Raw genomic sequence first — 19,458 nt, 5'->3', positions numbered from 1 at the left:
CAATTTCATGCAAGCAGTGCGTAACTGGGCTGCCCGTTGTGCGCCGTGGATCGGCGCGGTGGGCCTGTTCGGCGCTGTACAGCTGGCCCATGCCGGCGATTACCAGAACTCGCCCCAGGTGGCCGAGTTCGTTGGCGAAATGAGCCGCGACTACGGCTTTGCCCCCGAGCAGCTGATGGGCGTGTTCCGTGAGGTGCAGCGCAAACAGTCGATCCTCGATGCCATTTCGCGCCCGGCCGAACGGGTCAAGCCGTGGAAGGACTACCGGCCGATGTTCATCACCGACGCGCGCATTGCCCGCGGTGTCGACTTCTGGCGCCAGCATGAGGCGGTGCTGGCCCGCGCCGAGCAGGAATACGGCGTACCGGCGCAGTACATCGTCGCGATCATCGGTGTGGAAACCTTCTTTGGCCGCAACACAGGCAACTACCGGGTGATCGACGCCCTGTCGACCCTGGGCTTCGATTACCCGCCACGGGCCGAGTTCTTCCGCAAGGAACTGCGCGAATTCCTGCTGCTGGCCCGCGAAGAACAACTCGACCCGCTGACGCTCAAAGGCTCCTATGCCGGCGCCATGGGCCTGCCGCAGTTCATGCCGAGCAGCTTTCGCAACTATGCGGTGGACTTCGACAGTGACGGCCACATCAATATCTGGAACAACCCGGACGATGCCATTGGCAGCGTGGCCAGCTACTTCAAGCGCCATGGCTGGGTGGCCGGCGAGGGTGTGGTCAGCCGCGCCTGGGTGGACGGCGAGCGCGCTGACGAAGGCCTGACCACCGGCATCGAGCCGGTGAAGACGGTAGGGGAGTTGCGCACGCTTGGCTGGTCGGTTCATGATTCGCTGCGCGATGATCAGCCGGTTACCGCCTTCCGCCTTGAGGGTGACAATGGCCCCGAGTACTGGTTGGGCCTGAAGAACTTCTACGCGATCACTCGCTACAACCGCAGCGTGATGTATGCCATGGCGGTGCATCAGCTATCGGAACAGCTGGTTCAAGCACGGGGCGTCAAGTAATGCGCGCAATCATCTCTGCCAATTCTTTCAAGCTGCTCACCTGCCTCGCTGTTGGCGTGGTGCTGGCCAGCTGCTCTTCCAACCGCCCGACCCAGCAAAGCAGTGGCAACGTCGTGCGCAGCCAGCCGGGCCTGGACATCAACCGGGCGCACAAGGACGGCGCGCCGTGGTGGGACGTGGATGTGAACAAGATTCCCGACGCCACGCCGACTGTGCACACCGGCAACTACAAGGCCAACCCGTACACGGTGCTGGGCAAGACCTACTACCCGATGCAGGACTCGCGCAACTACCGCGCCGAGGGCACGGCGTCGTGGTACGGCACCAAGTTCCATGGGCAGAACACCGCCAACGGTGAGCTGTACGACCTGTACGGTATGAGTGCGGCGCACAAGACCCTGCCGCTGCCGGCCTACGTCAAGGTGACCAACCTGGCCAACGGCCGCAGCGTGATCCTGCGGGTGAACGACCGTGGCCCGTTCTACTCCGACCGCATCATCGACCTGTCTTACGCCGCGGCGAAAAAGCTCGGCTATGCCGAGATCGGCACTGCGCATGTGCGCGTCGAGGGCATCGACCCGCAGCAATGGTGGGCCCAGCGTGGCCAGACACCACCGATGGTGCTGAAAGAGCCGCAAGTGGCCCAGACCCAGGCGATTCCGGCCACTACCGGGCGCGTCGAGCAATGGACCCCACCGCCGCAGCAGCATGCAGCGCCGGTAGTGCCGGTGCAGGTGGGCGGCAACAACGTACCGGGCGGTGCCGGTGGCAGCTTCCTGCAGGTGGGTGCCTTCGCCAACCCGGACGCCGCCGAGTTGCTGCGCTCCAAGCTCAGCACCATGGTCAGCGCGCCGGTGTTCATCAGCTCGATCGTGCGTAACCAGCAGACCCTGCACCGCGTGCGCCTGGGGCCGATCAGCAGCCAGGGCGAGATCCAGCAAGCACAAGACAGCATCCGACTGGCGAACTTGGGGCAGGCCAAGCTGGTCACAGCTGTCTGCCCGCGTCGCCTTCTCCGCGGGTTAACCCGCGCCCACCGGGTTGTGCATGGCCTGTGGGAGCGGGTTCACCCGCGAAGAAGGCAACACCAAACTGTCGGTTTTGTCATGAATTGCCGGGCGCGGCCATGTACAATGTCGGCTTTTGCCCGCAGCGACATAAAGCCGCACTTTGATTTACAAGTGCCGGCGGGCCAGGCCTACGGCCATAAAACTAGACTGACTGGCGCTGGGCACACGATCTTGCCCAGGGAACATCAGACCATTAGCGATTTTCGAGAGACGGATGAACATCACCAACCTTGCCAAACGACTTTGCCTGCCTGTACTGCTGATGATCACGCCTGCCGCCTTCGCGGCTGAGCAGATGACGCCGGCGCCACCGCAACTGGCAGCCAAGTCCTACGTACTCATGGACGCGTCCAGCGGCAACGTGCTGGTCGAGAACAACGGTGACGAGCGCCTGCCGCCAGCCAGCCTGACCAAGCTGATGACTGCCTACATCGCCACCCTGGACATCCGTCGCGGCCAAATCGGCGAGAACGACCCGGTTACCGTCAGCGAAAACGCCTGGCGTACTGGCGGTTCGCGCATGTTCATCAAGGTGGGTAGCCAGGTTACCGTCAGCGACCTGCTGCACGGCATCATCATCCAGTCCGGCAACGATGCCTCGGTCGCCCTGTCCGAGCACATCGCCGGCAGCGAAGATGCCTTCGCCGACATGATGAACAAGACGGCTGCCGACCTGGGCATGAGCAACAGCCACTTCATGAACCCTACCGGTCTGCCGAACCCGGAGCATTACTCGTCGGCCCACGACATGGCGATCCTGGCCCGTGCGATCATCAACGTCGACCCGGCCCACTACGCCATCTACTCGCAGAAAGAGTTCTTCTGGAACAACATCAAGCAGCCTAACCGCAACCTGCTGCTGTGGCGTGACAAAACCGTCGACGGCCTGAAAACCGGCCACACCGACGAAGCCGGCTACTGCATGGTGGCTTCGGCCGTTCGCGATGGCCAGCGCCTGATCGCCGTGGTATTCGGTACCAACAGCGAGCAGTCGCGTGCTGCCGAGACCCAGAAGCTGCTGACCTATGGCTTCCGCTTCTTCGAAACCCAGACCTTCTACCAGAAGGGCACCGAGCTGACCCAGGCTCCGGTCTGGAAAGGCGCTGCCGGTATCGTCAAGGCGGGCCTGGCAGACGACCTGACCATGACTATGCCTAAAGGCCAATTGAAGCGCCTGCAGGCTTCGATGACCATGAACCCACAAATTACCGCGCCAATCGCCAAAGGTGACGTAATCGGCAAAGTGGAAGTCAAACTGGACGAGCAAGTGGTTCACAGCGCCGACCTGATCGCCCTCGATGGCGTCGAGGAAGGTGGTTTCTTCCGCCGTATGTGGGATAGCATCCGTCTATTCTTCTATGGCTTGTTCAACTGATACGTGACCGGCAAGCCCCCGCACATCCTGCGGGGGCCTTGTTGTTGCCACGGCTTACGAGGCCGTTTCCGCCATGAGCGAACCAGACGTAAAGTCGCACAAGATCGAATTCCCTTGCGACGATTACCCGATCAAGGTAATCGGCGATACCGTTGTTGGCTTCAAGGACACGGTCATCGAGATTCTCAGCAAGCACGCCAAGGTTGACCTTTCCACCCTGGCCGAACGCCAGAGCAAGGAAGGCAAGTACACCACCGTGCAATTGCACATCGTTGCCGAAAGCGAGAACCAGCTGCACGATATCAATAGCGCCTTGCGTGCTACCGGCATCGTGAAAATGGTGCTCTGATGTCCGCCTGCCTCGGTTTTCGCGAGCTTGGCCTGCAGCCCTACGAACCGGTGCTGGAGGCCATGCGTCGCTTCACCGAGCAGCGCAGCCCGGACAGCCAGGATGAAATCTGGATGGTCGAGCACCCCGCGGTCTTCACTCAGGGCCAGGCCGGCAAGGCCGAGCACCTGCTGGTGCCGGGCGACATCCCGGTGGTGCAGACCGACCGCGGTGGCCAGGTGACCTACCATGGCCCCGGGCAGCTGGTGGCCTACCTGCTGCTGGATGTACGCCGGCTGGGCTTTGGCGTGCGCGAGCTGGTCAGCCGTATCGAGCAGACCCTGGTTGATCTGCTTGCCAGTTACGACGTCCAGGCTGCGGCAAAGCCCGATGCCCCGGGTGTCTATGTCGATGGAGCGAAAATCGCCTCCCTCGGCCTGCGAATTCGCAACGGCCGTTCGTTCCACGGCCTTGCCCTGAACGTGGACATGGACCTTGCGCCATTCCGCCGAATCAACCCCTGCGGATATGCGGGGCTGGCCATGACCCAGCTGCGCGACCTGGCAGGCCCGATCGAACTCGACGAGGTCAGGACAAGGCTGCGCGGACAGCTGGTCAAGCACCTCGACTACGCTGAGCAGACGACCCTCACGGGCGGAATCGACTGAATATGACAACTGTGCAAGAAGCCGTGCCGAACCTGATACCTACCCAGGATGCCACCCCGCGCCCAGCGCCGAAGAAGGTGGAAGCTGGGGTCAAGCTGCGTGGCGCCGACAAGGTCGCGCGCATCCCGGTAAAGATCATCCCTACCGACGAGCTGCCGAAGAAGCCCGACTGGATTCGCGTGCGTATCCCGGTGTCGCCTGAGGTAGACCGCATCAAGCAACTGCTGCGCAAGCACAAGCTGCACAGCGTGTGCGAAGAAGCTTCCTGCCCGAACCTGGGCGAGTGCTTCTCTGGCGGTACTGCCACCTTCATGATCATGGGTGACATCTGCACCCGTCGCTGCCCGTTCTGCGACGTCGGCCACGGCCGACCGAAGCCGCTGGACCTGGACGAGCCGAAAAACCTGGCGGTCGCTATCGCCGACCTGCGCCTGAAGTACGTGGTGATCACCTCGGTGGACCGCGACGACCTGCGCGACGGTGGTGCCCAGCACTTCGCCGACTGCATCCGCGAAATCCGCGCGCTCTCGCCTGGCGTGCAGCTGGAAACCCTGGTGCCGGACTACCGTGGCCGTATGGACGTTGCCCTGGAGATCACCGCGCAAGAGCCGCCGGATGTGTTCAACCACAACCTCGAGACAGTACCGCGCCTGTACAAGGCCGCGCGCCCGGGTTCGGACTACGACTGGTCGCTGGACCTGCTGCAGAAGTTCAAGCAGCTGGTACCGCACGTGCCGACCAAGTCGGGCCTTATGCTCGGCCTGGGCGAAACCGACGAGGAAGTGATCGAAGTGATGCACCGCATGCGCGAGCATGACATCGATATGCTCACCCTTGGCCAGTACCTGCAGCCGTCGCGCAGCCACCTGCCGGTGCAGCGCTTTGTTCATCCGGACACCTTCGCCTGGTTCGCCGAGGAAGGTTACAAGATGGGCTTCAAGAACGTTGCTTCTGGCCCGCTGGTGCGTTCTTCGTACCATGCTGACCAGCAGGCTCACGAAGCCAAGATCAAGCTCTGAGCCAAGCGCAGAGCCACGCATGCCGATGCGCGCCGAAAGGCGGCATCGGCATTTTTGTTTGTGTTCCACGTGCAGCAAGGAGCCGCAATGAATTGCGCCGAAACCGTCCCACTCAGCCTGCCAGCCGCGCTGCCGCCTGATGCCTGCTTTGCCATCGTCGCCCCAGCGGGTGCGGCGCGGCTGGATACGCACAAGGTCAGCCAGTGGTTTGCTGACCGCGGCTACCGTTGCCGTATCTACCCGGGTGCACTGCAGGCCCAGGGCTACCTGGCTGGCCCGGACCAGCAGCGCCTGCAAGACCTGCACGATGCTTTTGCCGACCCGGCCATCGACGCCATCCTGTGCATGCGCGGGGGCTACGGCAGCATGCGCCTGCTCGACCAACTGGATTTCGAGCTGATCCGGCGCAACCCCAAGCCGTTGGTTGGCTACAGCGACATCACCGCGCTGCACACGGCGATCTACCGGCACAGCGGGCTGGTTACCTTCCACGGCGGGATGCTCAATGCCGACCTGTTGGGGGGCAAGTTGGCGCCGACCGAGTCGTCATTGCTGGCGCAGCTGGGCGGGCATGTGCGGGCGGGCGGGCAGATCGAGCACCCGGTGGACCATGCCTTGAGCAGTGTGCTGCCGGGCGTGGCCAGCGGGCCACTGCTGGGCGGCAACCTGTCGATGCTGGGGGCGACCATTGGCACACTTGCCGAGCTGGATACCCAGGGCTGCATCCTCTTCATCGAGGACGTCAACGAGCCGCTGTACCGGGTGGACCGGCTGCTGACCCAGCTGCGCCTGGCGGGCAAGCTGGAAGGGGTCAAGGGCGTGCTGGTGGGGGATTTTGCCGGGATTACCACGGCGGCGCTGATACCGTTGCTGGAGGAGACCTTCGGCCCGCTGGGCGTGCCGGTGCTGGCCGGGTGGCGCAGTGGGCATTGTGACCCGAATGTGTGCTTGCCGCTGGGGGCTCGGGTCAGGTTGGACAGTGGTCGGCAGAGTTTGGTGTTGGAACAGGACCTGTTCAGGGCTTGAGATTTTTGGGGCTGCTTTGCAGCCCATCGCAGGCAAGCCAGCTCCCACAGGGTTTGGCGCGATACCTGTGGGAGCGGGCGTGCCCGCGAAGGGGGCGCAACGCGCCCCCGGCAATCTCACTGGCTACGCAGGCTCTCAAGCAGCTTGTGGGTCGGGTACCCATCCGCCGGCCAGCCCAGTCCCTGTTGGGCATTGCGGATGGCCTTGCGGGTATTGGCGCCGATGATGCCATCGGCATTGCCCGCCTCATGGCCACGGCTGTTCAACAGGTTCTGCAGCTCCATGCGCTCGCTGCGGCTGAGCGGCAGGTCTTCCTTCGGCCAGCTGCCGGCAATGAAGCCCCAGCCACTGAAGCGATCACCCAGCAGGCTTACAGCCAGCGCGTAGGACGACGAGTTGTTGTATTTGAGGATGGCGCGGAAGTTGTCCAGCACCAGGAATGCCGGGCCACGCGCGCCCGCAGGCAGCAGCAGGGCGGCAGACAGCTGGTTGCTACCTGGCGGCAGCTGAGTACCTGCAGGCAGTTTCACCCCCATCGCCAGCCACTCGCTGACCGGCTTGCGCAGCGCGCCATCGGCCTGCCAGAAATCGAAGCCTGGCGGCACCTGCACCTCGAAGCCCCATGGTTGGCCACGCTTCCAGCCCGAGCTCTGCAGGTAGTGCGCAGTCGAGGCCAGGGCGTCCGGGGTGCTGTTCCAGATATCGCGGCGGCCATCGCCGTCAAAGTCCACGGCATGGGTGTTGTAGGTGGTGGGGATGAACTGGGTCTGGCCCATGGCGCCGGCCCACGAGCCACGCATGGCTTCAGGCTGGATGTCACCATGCTGGATGATCTGCAGCGCGGCGATCAGCTGGTCCTGGGCGAACTGCGGGCGACGGCCTTCATAGGCCAGGGTGGCCAGCGAGCGGATCACCGACTTGTTGCCCTGGAACTGGCCGAAGTTGCTTTCCATGCCCCACACCGCCACCAGCACCTGCCGGTCGACGCCATAGCGTTGCTCGATACGTGTCAGCAGCTCGGCGTTCTGCTCCAGCAGCTTCTTGCCATTGCGCACACGCAGGGGCGAAAGGGCGCCTTCGAGGTACTCCCACACCGGGCGGGTGAACTCCGGCTGGCTGCGGTCGGCCTTGATCACATCCAGGTCGGGGGTGACGCCGAGGAAGGCGAGGTCGAAGGTGCTCGGCGAAATGCCGGCCTGCAGGGCCTGCTGGCGGAAGCCGGCCTGCCATTGGGCGAAGGTTTGCAGGGGCTGGATTTCAGTGCTGGTGTCGGGCGTTGTGCCGGGTAGGGTTACCACTGGGGCGGGCTGGGCGGGGGCCAGCGGCAGGGCATCGGCAGCGGTGGGCTTTTCCGCGCAGGCCACGAGCAGGATGAAACTGGAGGCCGCGATCAGCTGACGGGTTTTCCAGCGGGGGAGAAGACTGAGGAGCATGCACAGATCCAGAATTGCAGGTCAGGTGACGACCATACCATGCCTGCGCTTGTGATGCTTTCATGCGGCCAAAAAGTAAGAAGCCTCCCAATCTCTCGATTGGAAGGCTTCGCGGCGGTAGCTGCCTTTGCCCTTGTTCGGTTGTTCCTGGCGGCAGCGGAACAGGGGCTGGGCGATGATCGACTTGGCCTTGTTGGGGCCGTGCTTCTTCGGCTTTTTGCTCATGGCGGGGTTCCCGGCTGGTGAATTTCGGGCGGACTTTAGGCCTTCGGGCAGGGTGGGGCCAATTGATTGTGTATATGGCTGAGATCCTGGGGCTGCTTTGCAGCCCTTTCGCGACACAAGGCCACTCCTACAGGAGATCGCATTTCCTTGTAGGAGCGGCCTTGTGTCGCGAAAGGGGCGCGAAGCGGCCCCGGCTATTCCGAAGGAAGCGCTAGTCTTTGCCCGGCCATCAACAGCGCCAACCGCGACAACCCGGTCCAGGGCGAGCCTTCGGCCTGGCCCTTGATCTGCGCATCGATGCGTTGGGCATCCTGCAGCAACTGCGCCCAGCGCTGTGCCGACAGGCGCTGCAGGGCCTTGCTGACCAGCGGTCGGCGCTTGTCCCAGATTGGCGGGCGGGCCTGGCTGAAAGCTTTGTCCAGTGGCACACCCTGGCTGAACTGCTGGGCCAGCCCGGCCAGCTGGCGCAGCTCGCGGGCCAGGGCCCAGAGGATCACTGGCGGCTCCACACCCTCACCGCGCAAGCCTTCGAGCATGCGCAAGGCGTGCGCGGCTTCGCCGTTGAGAATTGCATCGACCAGGCCGAAGACATCGAAGCGGGCACTGTCGGCGACGGCGGCCTGCACGGTTTCGACGGTGATCTGGTTGCCTTCGGCCAGCAGCTTGAGCTTTTCGATTTCCTGCGCGGCTGCCAGCAGGTTGCCTTCCACGCGTGCGGCAATCAGGTCGACGGCGTCACGCTGTGCCGACAGGCCGGCTTGCTGCAGGCGCTGGTTGATCCACTGCGGCAACTGGTGCACATCCACCGGCCAGATCTGGATGAACTGGCAGTGGGCGCCTTCGATCAACGCCTTGCCCCACTTGGTCTTTTGCGCGCTGCCGTCAAGCTTGGGCAAGCTGATTAGCAGCAGGGTGTCTTCGGCAGGGTTGGCGCAGTATTCCATCAGCGCTGCGGCGCCCTTGTCGCCGGGCTTGCCCGAAGGCAGGCGCAGCTCCAGCAGGCGGCGTTGGGCGAACAGTGACAGGCTGGCGCCGGCCTGGAGCAGGGTGCCCCAGTCGAAGTTGGCGTCGGCACTGAACACCTGGCGTTCGTCAAAACCTTGCTGGCGCGCGGCGTTACGAATGGCGTCGGCGGCTTCCTGGCACAGCAGCGGGTCGTCGCCGCTGACCACGTAAACCGGTGCCAGGGCGCCTTGCAGGTGCTTGTTGAGTTGGGCGGGTGCGAGTTTCATGGGAAACAGGCGGGGCACCCGAGGGTGCCCCGCACGGGCTTAGTTGCCCGGTACTTCCAGTGGCGACTGCTGAGGCGTTTCGGCTTGCTGGCGGCGCGCGGCCTCCAGCGCAGCCGCTTCGGCCTTGGCACGTTCGTCGGCTTTACGCTGCATTTCGTCCAGCTGCGTCGGGCTCAGCAGCTGCAGGCGGACGACCATGGCGTTGACCAGGTCGCGACGCATTTCTTCACGGGCACGATTGGCTTCCTGCTCGGAACCGGTAATGTTCGAGCCGTCACGCACGTAGATCTTGCGCACTTCCAGCTTGTCGCTGATCAGCTCCAGGTTGTTCAGGCCCAGGATGCTGTAGTTGAGCACGGTGGTCAGTTCGTACTCGGCGGTACGGTTGCCACTGTTGTAGGTCGCCGAGCGCTCGCGCTCCTGCTCGTTGGTCAGCACCAGGCGGTAAGGCGCGCCGGCATGCACGTTGACGCCGCTACGCTCCAGTACTTCACGCAGCTGGACCACGGTCGGGCCGTAGGCGTTGCGTGCGCTGACGTCCATTTCCTTCACGCTCAGCTCGGTGGAGCCGGTGCCGCGCAGCTGGAAACCGCAGGCGCTGAGCATGACCGCCAGGCCGATTACCAGCAAATTGCGTTTGATCATGTTGTTGCTCCCTTGTGGGCCTGTTCCGCCCGCCCGCAGTGGCTGCGGGCGGGCGTTGCCATCAGTTGGCGACGATGTTGACCAGCTTGCCCGGTACCACGATGACCTTGCGGATGGCCAGGCCATCAATGAAGCGCAGGACGTTCTCGTTGCTGCGCGCGGCAGCTTCGATTTCTTCGCGGCTGGCAGCGGCCGGCATTTCGACCTGGCCACGCAGCTTGCCATTGACCTGCACTACCAGGGTGACGGTGTCCTGTACCAGGGCTGCGTCGTCGACGGCTGGCCAGCCGGCGTCGATGACTGCCTGCTGGTGGCCCAGTTGCTGCCACAGTTCATGGGAGATATGCGGGGTGATCGGTGCCAGCAGCAGGGTAACGGCTTCAAGGCCTTCCTGCAGCAGGGCACGGTCCTGTTCGCTGGCTTGCGGGGCCTTTTCCAGTACGTTCATCACGGTCATCACCTGGGCGATGGCGGTGTTGAACTTGTGGTACTGGCCGACGTCGGTGCTGGCCTGCTTGATGGCAGCGTGGATGGCGCGGCGGATGACCTTCTGCGCGTCGTCCAGTGCGGCGACATCCAGCTTGCCCGGCAAGCCTTGGGCCACGTGGGCCTGGGCCAGGCGCCATACACGGCGCAGGAAACGGCTGGCACCCTCGACGCCGGAGTCGGACCATTCCAGGCTCGCATCGGGCGGCGAGGCGAACATCATGAACAGGCGGCAGGTGTCGGCGCCGTATTGGTCGATCATCGATTGCGGGTCGACGCCGTTGTTCTTCGACTTCGACATCTTCTCGGTGCCACCGATTTCCACCGGCAGGCCGTCGCTCTTCAGGCGGGCGCCAATGATCTTGGCCTTGGCGTCGCGCTCGATCTCGACATCGGCCGGGTTGAACCAGTCCTTGCCGCCGTTGCTGGCAACGCGGTAGTAGGTGTCGGCGACCACCATGCCCTGGGTCAGCAGGTTCTTGAACGGCTCGTTCGAGGTAACCAGCCCTTCGTCACGCATCAGCTTGTGGAAGAAGCGCGCGTACAGCAGGTGCAGGATGGCGTGCTCGATACCGCCGATGTACTGGTCGACCGGCAGCCAGTGGTTGGCCGCTTTCGGGTCGACCATGCCACCTTCGTAGTTAGGCGAGGCGTAGCGGGCGAAGTACCAGGACGACTCGACGAAGGTGTCCATGGTGTCGGTTTCGCGCTTGGCCGCAGCGCCGCATTTCGGGCAGCTGCATTCGTAGAACTCAGGCATGCGCGCCAGTGGCGAACCGGCGCCGTCCGGCACCACGTTCTCCGGCAGGGTGACCGGCAGCTGGTCTTCCGGCACCGGTACATCGCCGCAGGACGGGCAGTGGATGATCGGGATCGGGCAGCCCCAGTAGCGCTGGCGGCTGATGCCCCAGTCGCGCAGGCGGAACTGGGTGCGCGACTTGCCCAGTTCCTTGCGGATCAGGGCGGCTTCGATGGCGTCGAAGGCACCGGCGAAGTCCAGGCCGTCGAATTCACCGGAGTTGATCAGCTGGCCGTGCTCGCCATAGGCGGCCTGCCACTCGCTGCCGACTTCATCGCCAGCGTTGGTGCGCACCACGGCCTTGACCGGCAGGTTGTACTTGTGGGCGAACTCGAAGTCGCGCTCATCGTGGGCCGGTACGGCCATCACGGCACCATCGCCGTAGTGCATCAGCACGTAGTTGGCGACCCACACCGGCAGCTTCTCGCCGGTAAGCGGGTGCTCGACCAGCAGGGAAGTGGCCATGCCCTTCTTCTCCTGGGTGGCCATGTCGGCTTCGGCAACGCTGCCGCTCTTGCACTCGTCGATGAACGCCTGCAGCGCCGGGTTGCCCTGGGCGGCCTGGGTGGCCAGCGGGTGCTCGGCGGCGACAGCGACGTAGGTGGCGCCCATCAGCGTGTCGGGACGGGTGGTGAAGACCTTGAGGGCGCCTTCGTGGCCGATGCTGGCCTGGTCGTACGGGAACTGCACTTCCATGCCGCGCGACTTGCCGATCCAGTTGCGCTGCATGGTCTTGACCTGCTCAGGCCAGCCCGGCAGCTCGTCGAGGCTTTCCAGCAGCTCGTCGGCGTAGTCGGTGATGCGGAAGTAGTACATCGGGATTTCGCGCTTCTCGATCAGCGCGCCCGAACGCCAGCCACGGCCGTCGATGACCTGCTCGTTGGCCAGTACGGTCTGGTCCGCCGGGTCCCAGTTCACGGTACCGTTCTTGCGGTAGATGATGCCTTTCTCGAACAGGCGGGTGAACAGCCACTGTTCCCAACGGTAGTAGTCGGGCTTGCAGGTGGTGACTTCACGTGCCCAGTCGATGGCCAGGCCCAGGCTCTTGAGCTGGGTCTTCATGTAGTCGATGTTTTCGTACGTCCACTTGGCCGGGGCGACGTTGTTCTTCATCGCCGCGTTTTCCGCGGGCATGCCGAATGCGTCCCAGCCCATCGGCTGCAGGACGTTCTTGCCCAGCATGCGCTGGTAGCGGGCAATCACGTCACCAATGGTGTAGTTGCGCACGTGGCCCATGTGTAGCTTGCCGCTCGGGTACGGGAACATCGACAGGCAGTAGTAGGTGTCCTTGCCTGGCTGTTCGGTAACAGCGAACGATTGTTGCTCGTCCCAGAAGTTCTGGGCGGCGGCTTCGATATCACGGGGCGTGTATTGTTCGTGCATGGCTACTTTTTGCTGAGAGAGAAGAGACCTTGTTCCAGGCAGCGGAACCTCGCTGCGTCCGGCACTCCGGTGTCGTTTAGAGTGAACGCCGTAGCATACAGCAGCGCTGCGCATCGTGGGAAACCTTCGTTGCGAATGCCCGCTGGTCGCGGCGCACAGCTGCTTTTTGCAGTGACGCTAAGCTCAGGTGTGGGGGGAGATATTCTTACCTTCAATGAGGTGAACGGATGGGAGAGACGCAGCTACCCGTAATCAGACCGGAGCTATACGAGCGCCTGATCGACCGGCTCGGCCTGGCACTGGAAACGGCCAGGACCTCGGTGCGATTGCGCGACGAGATGCCAGCCGAGCTGGAGTTGCGTGGCCTTAGCCACGCAGAGTTCGAAGTGATCAAGGCCTACCTGGATTCCCTCCCGGAGCGCCAAAATGCCTCTGTCGGCAGTTACCCACAAGCGGAGCCGACATCGGCCAAGATCATCTGGCTCAAGGACAAGAAACGCCCCGCCAACACGGCGAGATCCAGGACGCTGCCACATCGCTAGCCGTTCAGGACGCCAGGCGCAGGCAATCGCGCGCCGGTTCTTCAAAACATGTACATCTCACGATCGGCGCCGGCCGCACCCTTGTTGACCGGCGCCGATCCTCTTAGGCTGCACGCCTGCCAAGGAGGTGTGGCCGATGCCGATCCGATTCTTCATCAAACAATGGCTGATGCCGCCGGGCGTCCTGTTCTTGCTGCTACTTGCGGCGTGGTGGCTGCGCAGCCGCCGGCCCAGGTTGGCAGCGCTGTGCTTTGCCGTGGGCCTCGGTGGCCTGTGGCTGATGAGCCTGCCGCTGGTAGTGCAGGAAACCGCCCGTGTGCTGGAAAGCGAGGCGCCGCTGGCGGTGAGCGGCTGGTCGGGCCTGGCAAGCCGGGCGGACGCCATTGTGGTGCTGGGCGCGGGGCGTGAACGCGGCGACCCGGCCTGGGGTGGCAGCGACCAGCCTACTGCTACGGCGCTGGAGCGCCTGCGCTTTGCCGCGCGGCTGGCCAAGGCATCGGGCTTGCCGGTGCTGACCAGTGGCGGGCTGCACTACGGCACGCCACCAAGCGAAGCACGATTGATGGCGGATCGCCTGCATGAAGACTTTGCTGTCGAGGTGAAGTGGCGGGAGGAGGGTAGCCGCACGACCTGGGAGAACGCCCAGCTGACGGCCAAGGTGCTGCAGCCGTTGGGCATTCGCCGGGTGGTGCTGGTGACCCAGGCCTGGCACATGCAGCGCTCGCGCTGGAGTTTTGAACAGGCAGGGTTCGAGGTGGTGCCGGCGCCTGTGGGGTTCCTCGGGCGCGATCATGCGCGGCCGTTTGGCGGGTTGCTGCCGGAGAGCCGGGCGATGTGGCAGAGCGGGCAGTTGCTCAATGAGGTGGTGGGGTTGGTGGGGTACCGGGTGTTCTATTGAGCCCCAGGATTTCAGCGTCGATGCATGGCTTGCCGGGGCCGCTTCGCGGCCCTATCGCGACACAAGGCCGCTCCCACAGGACCGCGTAACGCCAGCTAGACGGTTTTGGCTATGCGCCCGGCCAGCAATGCCCAGCCCAGCAGCAGCACACAGACAATCGCCAGCGGCCATGAGCGCCATTGCAGGTACGGCGTCAGCTGCTGCATCGGCACCACCTCGCCATACAGCACCGCCTGCTGGAATTGTGGTACTTGCGTGGTGATACGGCCAAACGGGTCGATCAGCGCGGTCACGCCGTTGTTGGTGGCGCGGATCATCCAGCGGCCAGCTTCCAGTGCGCGCATCTGGGCCATCTGCAGGTGCTGCAGCGGGCCGATCGAGGTGCCGAACCAGGTGTCGTTGCTGATGGTCAGCAGCAGGTCGCTGCGCGCGGCCAGGCCGGCCGCGAATTCGGGGTAGACCACCTCATAGCAGATATACGGCGCGATCTGGTAGCCCTTGGCCTGCAGCAGCGGCTGGTCTTCCGGCCCGCGGGCGAAGTCCGACATGGGCAGGTTGAAGAACTCGATAGCGCCACGCAGCATGTCTTGCAGCGGCACATATTCGCCGAACGGCACCAGTTTCTGCTTGAGGTAGGTGCCATCGCCTTCACCGGTGACGGTGATGCCGTTGTAGTAGCGGCGCTGGTGGTGCACCACTTCCCGCACCGGTACGCCGGTGATCAGCGCCGAATGCCGCTCGGCGGCGAAACGGCCCATCACGTCGATGTAGCCCTGGGCCTGGTCCTTGAGCACCGGCACTGCGGTTTCCGGCCAGATCAGCAGGTCCACCGGTTTGGAGCTGAAGCTCAGGTCACGGTACAGCGCCAGTTGCGCGTCGATGTGCGCCGGGTCCCATTTCAGGTCCTGCTCGACGTTGCCCTGGATCGCCGCGACCTTGAGCGGGTCGCCTGCCGGCTTGGTCCAGGCATGGCCCTTGAGCGCCAGGCCCAGTACCCATGGGGCCAGCAACAGCAGGCAGGCCGCGGCCAGGAACGAGGGGCGGGCGCGCAGACGGTGCAGGTTGCACAGCAAGGCGGCGCTCAGGGCCAGGGTGAACGAAATCAGCCACACGCCACCCAACGGCGCCAGGCCGGCCAGCGGGCCGTCCAGCTGGCTGTAGCCCGCGTAGAGCCAAGGGAAACCGGTCAGGAACCAGCCACGGAAGGCCTCTTGCAGCAGCCACAGGGCGGCGAAGCACAGGGCATCGGCCAGTGGCGCTTCATTGCGCCGCAACCAGCGTGCCCATAGCCAGGTGGGCAGGGCGAAGAACCAGGCCAGGGCGGCGAAGAACGCCAACAGCAGCACAATCGCCAGCAACGGCGAGGCGCCGCCATAGGTGTTCATGCTGACGTAGATCCACCAGGTGCCGGCGCCGTACAGGCCGAATCCGAACCACCAGCCACGCCACATGGCCTGGCGCGGGCTGAGCTCGCGCAGGCCAAGGTAGAGCAGGGCGATGGACACCACGGCCAGCGGCCAGATGTCGAACGGCGCCAGGGCCAGGAGGGTGGAGGCACCGGCCGCCAGGGCCAGCAGGTTACCGGGCCAGCCGGGGCGGGTGATCCAACGCATGTTTGTCCTTAACGGGTGATCGGGGTCAGGCGCAGCAAGTGTATCCGCCGGCTGTCGGCATTGAGAATACGGAACTTGTAGGGCCCGATCTCGGTGGTTTCGTTGCGCTTGGGCAGGTGGCCAAAGGCGCTCATCACCAGGCCGCCGACCGTGTCGAACTCGTCATCGGAGAACTCGCTGTCGAAGAACTCGTTGAAGTTCTCGATCGGGGTAAGCGCCTTGACCAGGAAGTCACCGCTGGGCAGCGGCTTGATGTAGCTGTCTTCCTCGACGTCGTGTTCGTCCTCGATATCGCCGACGATCTGCTCCAGTACGTCTTCGATGGTGACCAGGCCAGCCACACCGCCGTACTCGTCGATGACGATGGCCATGTGGTTATGGTTGGCGCGGAACTCGCGCAGCAGCACGTTCAGGCGCTTGGACTCGGGCACGAAGGTGGCCGGGCGCAGCAGGTCCTTGATGTTGAAGCTGTCGCCGTTTTCCTTGAGGATCAATGGCAGCAGGTCTTTGGCGAGCAGGATCCCGAGCACATCGTCGTGGCTTTCGCCGATCACCGGGTAGCGCGAGTGCGCGGCGTCGATCACCGCCGGCAGGAACTCGCGCGGCGACTGGCTGGCCTTGATGCTGATCATCTGCGAGCGCGGCACCATGATGTCGCGAACCTGCAGGTCGGCCACCTGGATGGCGCCTTCGACGATGGTCAGCGCTTCGCTGTCCAGCAGTTTGTTCTGATGGGCTTCGCGCAGCAGTTCAAGCAGCTGCTGGCGGTTTTTCGGCTCATGGGCAAAAGCCTGGGTCAGTTTACCCAGCCAGGACTTCTGCCCGTTGCTCGATCGATCTTCGCTCATGGCGGTTCTCGTGATCCTTCGTGTATCAGTGTGTGATTGTGTCGGTTTCATCGTCGGCGTACGGGTCAGGGTGACCCAGTTCTGCCAGCAATTCCCGTTCCAGGCCTTCCATTTCCTCGGCTTCCTCATCCTCGATGTGGTCGTAGCCGAGCAGGTGCAGGCAACCGTGTATGACCAGATGCGCCCAGTGGGCCTCGAGCGACTTGCCTTGTTCGGCAGCTTCGCGCTCGACCACAGCGACACAGATCACCAGGTCGCCCAACAGCGGGATATCGAGCAGGTCGTCAGGCACATCGGCCGGGAACGACAGCACATTGGTCGCGTAGTCCTTGTGCCGGTAGGTGTGGTTCAGCTCGCGGCCTTCGGCTTCGTCGACCAGGCGAATGGTCATTTCCGAGTCGGCACTGCGCTGGCGCAGGGCCAGTTCACACCAGCGGCGGAAGGCGGCGTCATCCGGGGCGGCAGCATCCGTGGCCCGTTGGATATCAAGTTCAAGCATCTTTGCCGGGCGCCTCGGGCTTGGCCTGGCGGGCATCGAAGCGGTCGTAGGCCTCGACAATGCGCTGCACCAGTGGGTGACGAACCACATCTTTGGGTTGGAAGTGGGTAAAGCTGATCCCCGGAACGTCCCTTAGCACCTCGATGACGTGCGCCAGGCCCGACTTGGTGCCACGTGGCAGGTCGACCTGGGTGATGTCACCGGTGATCACCGCCGTGGAGCCGAAGCCGATACGGGTGAGGAACATCTTCATCTGCTCGAGCGTGGTGTTCTGGCTTTCGTCGAGGATGATGAAGCTGTTGTTCAGGGTGCGGCCACGCATGTAGGCCAGCGGGGCAATCTCGATTACCTGGCGTTCGATCAGCTTGGCCACATGTTCGAAGCCGAGCATTTCGTACAGGGCGTCGTACAGCGGGCGCAGGTACGGGTCGATCTTCTGTGCCAGGTCGCCGGGCAGGAAGCCGAGCTTTTCGCCTGCTTCGACCGCCGGGCGTACCAGCAGGATGCGGCGCACCTGTTCGCGCTCCAGCGCGTCCACGGCGCAGGCCACGGCCAGGTAGGTCTTGCCGGTACCGGCCGGGCCGATGCCGAAGTTGATGTCGTTGGCCAGGATTTCCTTGACGTAGCGTTGCTGGTTGAGCCCGCGCGGGCGGATGTTGCCCTTGCGCGTGCGCAGCGAAACGCTGACCTCGTTGACGGCCGGGTTGTCGATGTTCTCGACGGCCGACTCCTGCAGGTACAGGTGCACGGTTTCTGGCGACAGGTCGTTGGCCTTGGTCTCGCGGTAGAGACGGCGCAGCAGCTGTTCGGCAGCGGAGGTTGTCTTGGGTTCGCCGATCAGTTCGAACTGATTGCCGCGGTTGCGGATCTCGATGGCCAGGCGCTGTTCGATCAGGCGCAGGTGCTCGTCGAACTGGCCGCACAAGTTGGCGAAACGGTGGGCCTCGAAAGGTTCGAGGATGAAACGATGGGGTTGTATGGGTGCGTTCAAGGTCGTTTTTAGCCGCTCGACGGCAATGGAGTTGATCTCAAGAATAACCCTTGAATGGCAGTGGCGAAAGCACTGAAACGTTCAACGGTATGTACTGCCTGTTCCGGCCTCTTCGCGGGTAAACCCGCTCCCACAGGTACTGCGCCGTTTTCAAGGCCGGTGGAGAAGCTGTGGGAGCGGGTTTACCCGCGAAGAGGCCGGCACTGCTATGATGCGCCCCTTTTCTTACGCATGTGTTATTCCGCCAAACATGAGCAAACGCGAACCTGCCATCTATAAAGTGATCTTCCTCAACCAGGGACAGGTCTTCGAGATGTACGCCAAGCAGATTTACCAGAGCGACCTGTGGGGTTTCCTGGAAATCGAGGAGTTCGTGTTCGGCGAGCGCTCGCAGTTGGTGGTAGACCCGAGCGAAGAGAAGCTCAAGAGCCAGTTCGAGGGGGTTATCCGCAGCTTCGTGCCGATGCACTCCATCGTGCGCATCGATGAGGTGGAGCGCCTGGGCACGGCGAAGATCAGCGAAGCCAAGGGCGGCGGCAATGTGATGCCGTTCCCGATGCCAATGCCGGAAAAGTAACCCTCAGGGGAGTGGCGAGAATGGCGTGCGCCCTTCGGCGTTCTGCAGTTCCAGCAGGTACTTGCGGAAGATCTGGCCGAGCACCTGGGTGGCATGCTCCAGTTCGTCGCGGGGCATTTGCTCGGTCACTTCGTCGGCCATGTCCAGCGCATCTTCGGCGCCGTTGACCGCGGCCATCTTCAGCAGGATATAGGCCTGCACGTTGTTGGCCTTGACCCCTTCGCCATGGAAGAACATGGCGCCCAGGCGGTATTGGGCGTCGGCGTGGCCTTGCAGCGAGGCCTTTTCGAACCAGTCCAGGGCCTTTTTCAAGTTCTTTGGCGTTTGCGTGTAGTAGTACTCGCCCAGTTCGAATTGCGCCTGGGCATCCCCGGTCGCCGCAGTTTGCTCACAGGCTTTCAGCGCGTTCTGCAGGTCTTCTGGCTGAACATTGAGCGTGCAGCGCCCCGTTGCCGGAATCAGCAACGAGTTACCGCCCTCCGCCAGAGCCAGCAGGGGCTGAAGAAGCAACAGGCAGCCCAGGGTCAGGGCGCGGCCGGTGCGGTTCATGGGGATCGACTTACCTCTGCAAAGCTGCGGCCAATGTCTCTGGTGGCACATTATGGGATAAGCAGCGCCAACCTTACAAAGTTTTACTCGAAATTCTGCTCGGTTGGGGAAGTCAGCTGATTGTGCACGGGTATTTATTTCCTGTACCGGCCCCTTCGCGGGTGAACCCGCTCCCACAGGGACGGCGCCTGTAGGAGCGGGTTTACCCGCGAAAGGGCCAATACAGGCACTACA

General features: G+C 63.5%; 19 protein-coding genes and 1 pseudogene. 10 read left to right on the top strand and 10 right to left on the bottom strand.

The window, feature by feature from the left end; all coding sequences use genetic code 11:
- The first annotated feature begins 7 nt into the window (after positions 1–7).
- From mltB to ABE456_RS10075, 7 genes and pseudogenes are all read left to right on the top strand, one after another.
- Positions 8–1,018 carry a lytic murein transglycosylase B gene (mltB, locus tag ABE456_RS10105; RefSeq protein WP_346643766.1) on the top strand — a complete coding sequence of 337 codons (1,011 nt, stop codon included), beginning with the start codon at positions 8–10 and terminating at the stop codon, positions 1,016–1,018.
- Positions 1,018–2,013: pseudogene (locus ABE456_RS10100) on the top strand (septal ring lytic transglycosylase RlpA family protein); the annotation flags it as partial. The gene mltB and the pseudogene ABE456_RS10100, both read left to right, overlap by 1 nt.
- Positions 2,014–2,302: 289 nt before the next feature.
- On the top strand, positions 2,303–3,463 hold the full coding sequence (locus ABE456_RS10095; RefSeq protein WP_346643765.1) for a D-alanyl-D-alanine carboxypeptidase family protein: 1,161 nt from the start codon (positions 2,303–2,305) through the stop codon (positions 3,461–3,463).
- Positions 3,464–3,536: 73 nt separating this feature from the next.
- A complete protein-coding gene (locus tag ABE456_RS10090) occupies positions 3,537–3,812 on the top strand; it encodes a DUF493 domain-containing protein (protein ID WP_003249736.1) in 276 nt (91 codons plus the stop codon).
- Positions 3,812–4,459: a lipoyl(octanoyl) transferase LipB gene (lipB, locus tag ABE456_RS10085; protein ID WP_346643764.1), complete on the top strand. Its 648-nt coding sequence runs from the start codon at positions 3,812–3,814 to the stop codon at positions 4,457–4,459. Before ABE456_RS10090 ends, lipB begins: the two co-directional genes overlap by 1 nt.
- A 2-nt stretch (positions 4,460–4,461) precedes the next feature.
- A complete protein-coding gene (gene lipA, locus ABE456_RS10080; protein WP_003249742.1) occupies positions 4,462–5,478 on the top strand; it encodes a lipoyl synthase in 1,017 nt (338 codons plus the stop codon).
- 87 nt (positions 5,479–5,565) lie between these two features.
- Positions 5,566–6,504: an LD-carboxypeptidase gene (locus ABE456_RS10075; RefSeq protein WP_346643763.1), complete on the top strand. Its 939-nt coding sequence runs from the start codon at positions 5,566–5,568 to the stop codon at positions 6,502–6,504.
- 116 nt (positions 6,505–6,620) lie between these two features.
- Here the strand turns inward: ABE456_RS10075 and ABE456_RS10070 are convergent, their stop codons facing one another.
- The 5 genes from ABE456_RS10070 to leuS form a co-directional block, all read right to left on the bottom strand.
- Positions 6,621–7,937, bottom strand: a complete 1,317-nt coding sequence (locus tag ABE456_RS10070; protein WP_346643762.1) for a lytic murein transglycosylase — start codon at positions 7,935–7,937, stop codon at positions 6,621–6,623.
- 60 nt (positions 7,938–7,997) lie between these two features.
- Complete coding sequence (arfA, locus tag ABE456_RS10065) at positions 7,998–8,162, bottom strand: alternative ribosome rescue factor ArfA (RefSeq protein ID WP_003257578.1); 165 nt, start codon at positions 8,160–8,162, stop codon at positions 7,998–8,000.
- 194 nt (positions 8,163–8,356) lie between these two features.
- Positions 8,357–9,394, bottom strand: coding sequence for a DNA polymerase III subunit delta (gene holA, locus ABE456_RS10060; RefSeq protein ID WP_346643761.1), 1,038 nt, complete (start codon positions 9,392–9,394; stop codon positions 8,357–8,359).
- Between the two features lie 39 nt (positions 9,395–9,433).
- The gene (gene lptE, locus ABE456_RS10055) at positions 9,434–10,039 is read right to left on the bottom strand and encodes an LPS assembly lipoprotein LptE (protein ID WP_346643760.1); all 606 of its coding nucleotides are present in this window, start codon (positions 10,037–10,039) and stop codon (positions 9,434–9,436) included.
- 61 nt (positions 10,040–10,100) lie between these two features.
- Positions 10,101–12,707 carry a leucine--tRNA ligase gene (leuS, locus tag ABE456_RS10050; RefSeq protein WP_346643759.1) on the bottom strand — a complete coding sequence of 869 codons (2,607 nt, stop codon included), beginning with the start codon at positions 12,705–12,707 and terminating at the stop codon, positions 10,101–10,103.
- Between the two features lie 227 nt (positions 12,708–12,934).
- On the opposite strand from leuS, the gene ABE456_RS10045 reads away from it, so the two are divergent.
- A complete protein-coding gene (locus tag ABE456_RS10045; protein WP_346643758.1) occupies positions 12,935–13,249 on the top strand; it encodes a hypothetical protein in 315 nt (104 codons plus the stop codon).
- A 136-nt stretch (positions 13,250–13,385) separates the two neighbouring features.
- On the top strand, positions 13,386–14,147 hold the full coding sequence (locus tag ABE456_RS10040) for a YdcF family protein (protein WP_346643757.1): 762 nt from the start codon (positions 13,386–13,388) through the stop codon (positions 14,145–14,147).
- A 95-nt stretch (positions 14,148–14,242) separates the two neighbouring features.
- On the opposite strand, the gene lnt is transcribed toward ABE456_RS10040, so the two are convergent.
- The 4 genes from lnt to ABE456_RS10020 are packed head-to-tail and all read right to left on the bottom strand — an operon-like array spanning position 14,243 to position 18,098.
- Complete coding sequence (lnt, locus tag ABE456_RS10035; protein ID WP_346643756.1) at positions 14,243–15,760, bottom strand: apolipoprotein N-acyltransferase; 1,518 nt, start codon at positions 15,758–15,760, stop codon at positions 14,243–14,245.
- A gap of 8 nt (positions 15,761–15,768) precedes the next feature.
- Positions 15,769–16,608: an HlyC/CorC family transporter gene (locus ABE456_RS10030; protein ID WP_003257584.1), complete on the bottom strand. Its 840-nt coding sequence runs from the start codon at positions 16,606–16,608 to the stop codon at positions 15,769–15,771.
- Between the two features lie 25 nt (positions 16,609–16,633).
- Complete coding sequence (gene ybeY, locus ABE456_RS10025) at positions 16,634–17,107, bottom strand: rRNA maturation RNase YbeY (RefSeq protein ID WP_346643755.1); 474 nt, start codon at positions 17,105–17,107, stop codon at positions 16,634–16,636.
- A complete protein-coding gene (locus tag ABE456_RS10020) occupies positions 17,100–18,098 on the bottom strand; it encodes a PhoH family protein (protein WP_346643754.1) in 999 nt (332 codons plus the stop codon). Before ABE456_RS10020 ends, ybeY begins: the two co-directional genes overlap by 8 nt.
- A 250-nt stretch (positions 18,099–18,348) precedes the next feature.
- Between ABE456_RS10020 and ABE456_RS10015 the strand changes: the two genes are divergently transcribed.
- Positions 18,349–18,675, top strand: coding sequence for a DUF1820 family protein (locus ABE456_RS10015; protein WP_016489346.1), 327 nt, complete (start codon positions 18,349–18,351; stop codon positions 18,673–18,675).
- Positions 18,676–18,678: 3 nt separating this feature from the next.
- On the opposite strand, the gene ABE456_RS10010 is transcribed toward ABE456_RS10015, so the two are convergent.
- Positions 18,679–19,224 carry a tetratricopeptide repeat protein gene (locus ABE456_RS10010; RefSeq protein ID WP_346643753.1) on the bottom strand — a complete coding sequence of 182 codons (546 nt, stop codon included), beginning with the start codon at positions 19,222–19,224 and terminating at the stop codon, positions 18,679–18,681.
- Positions 19,225–19,458: the final 234 nt, after the last annotated feature.

Source organism: Pseudomonas sp. TWI929 (genome assembly GCF_039673335.1).
Taxonomy (GTDB): domain Bacteria; phylum Pseudomonadota; class Gammaproteobacteria; order Pseudomonadales; family Pseudomonadaceae; genus Aquipseudomonas.
Note: the sequence above shows the minus strand (reverse complement) of the source record. Positions and strands in the feature narration are given on the sequence as shown.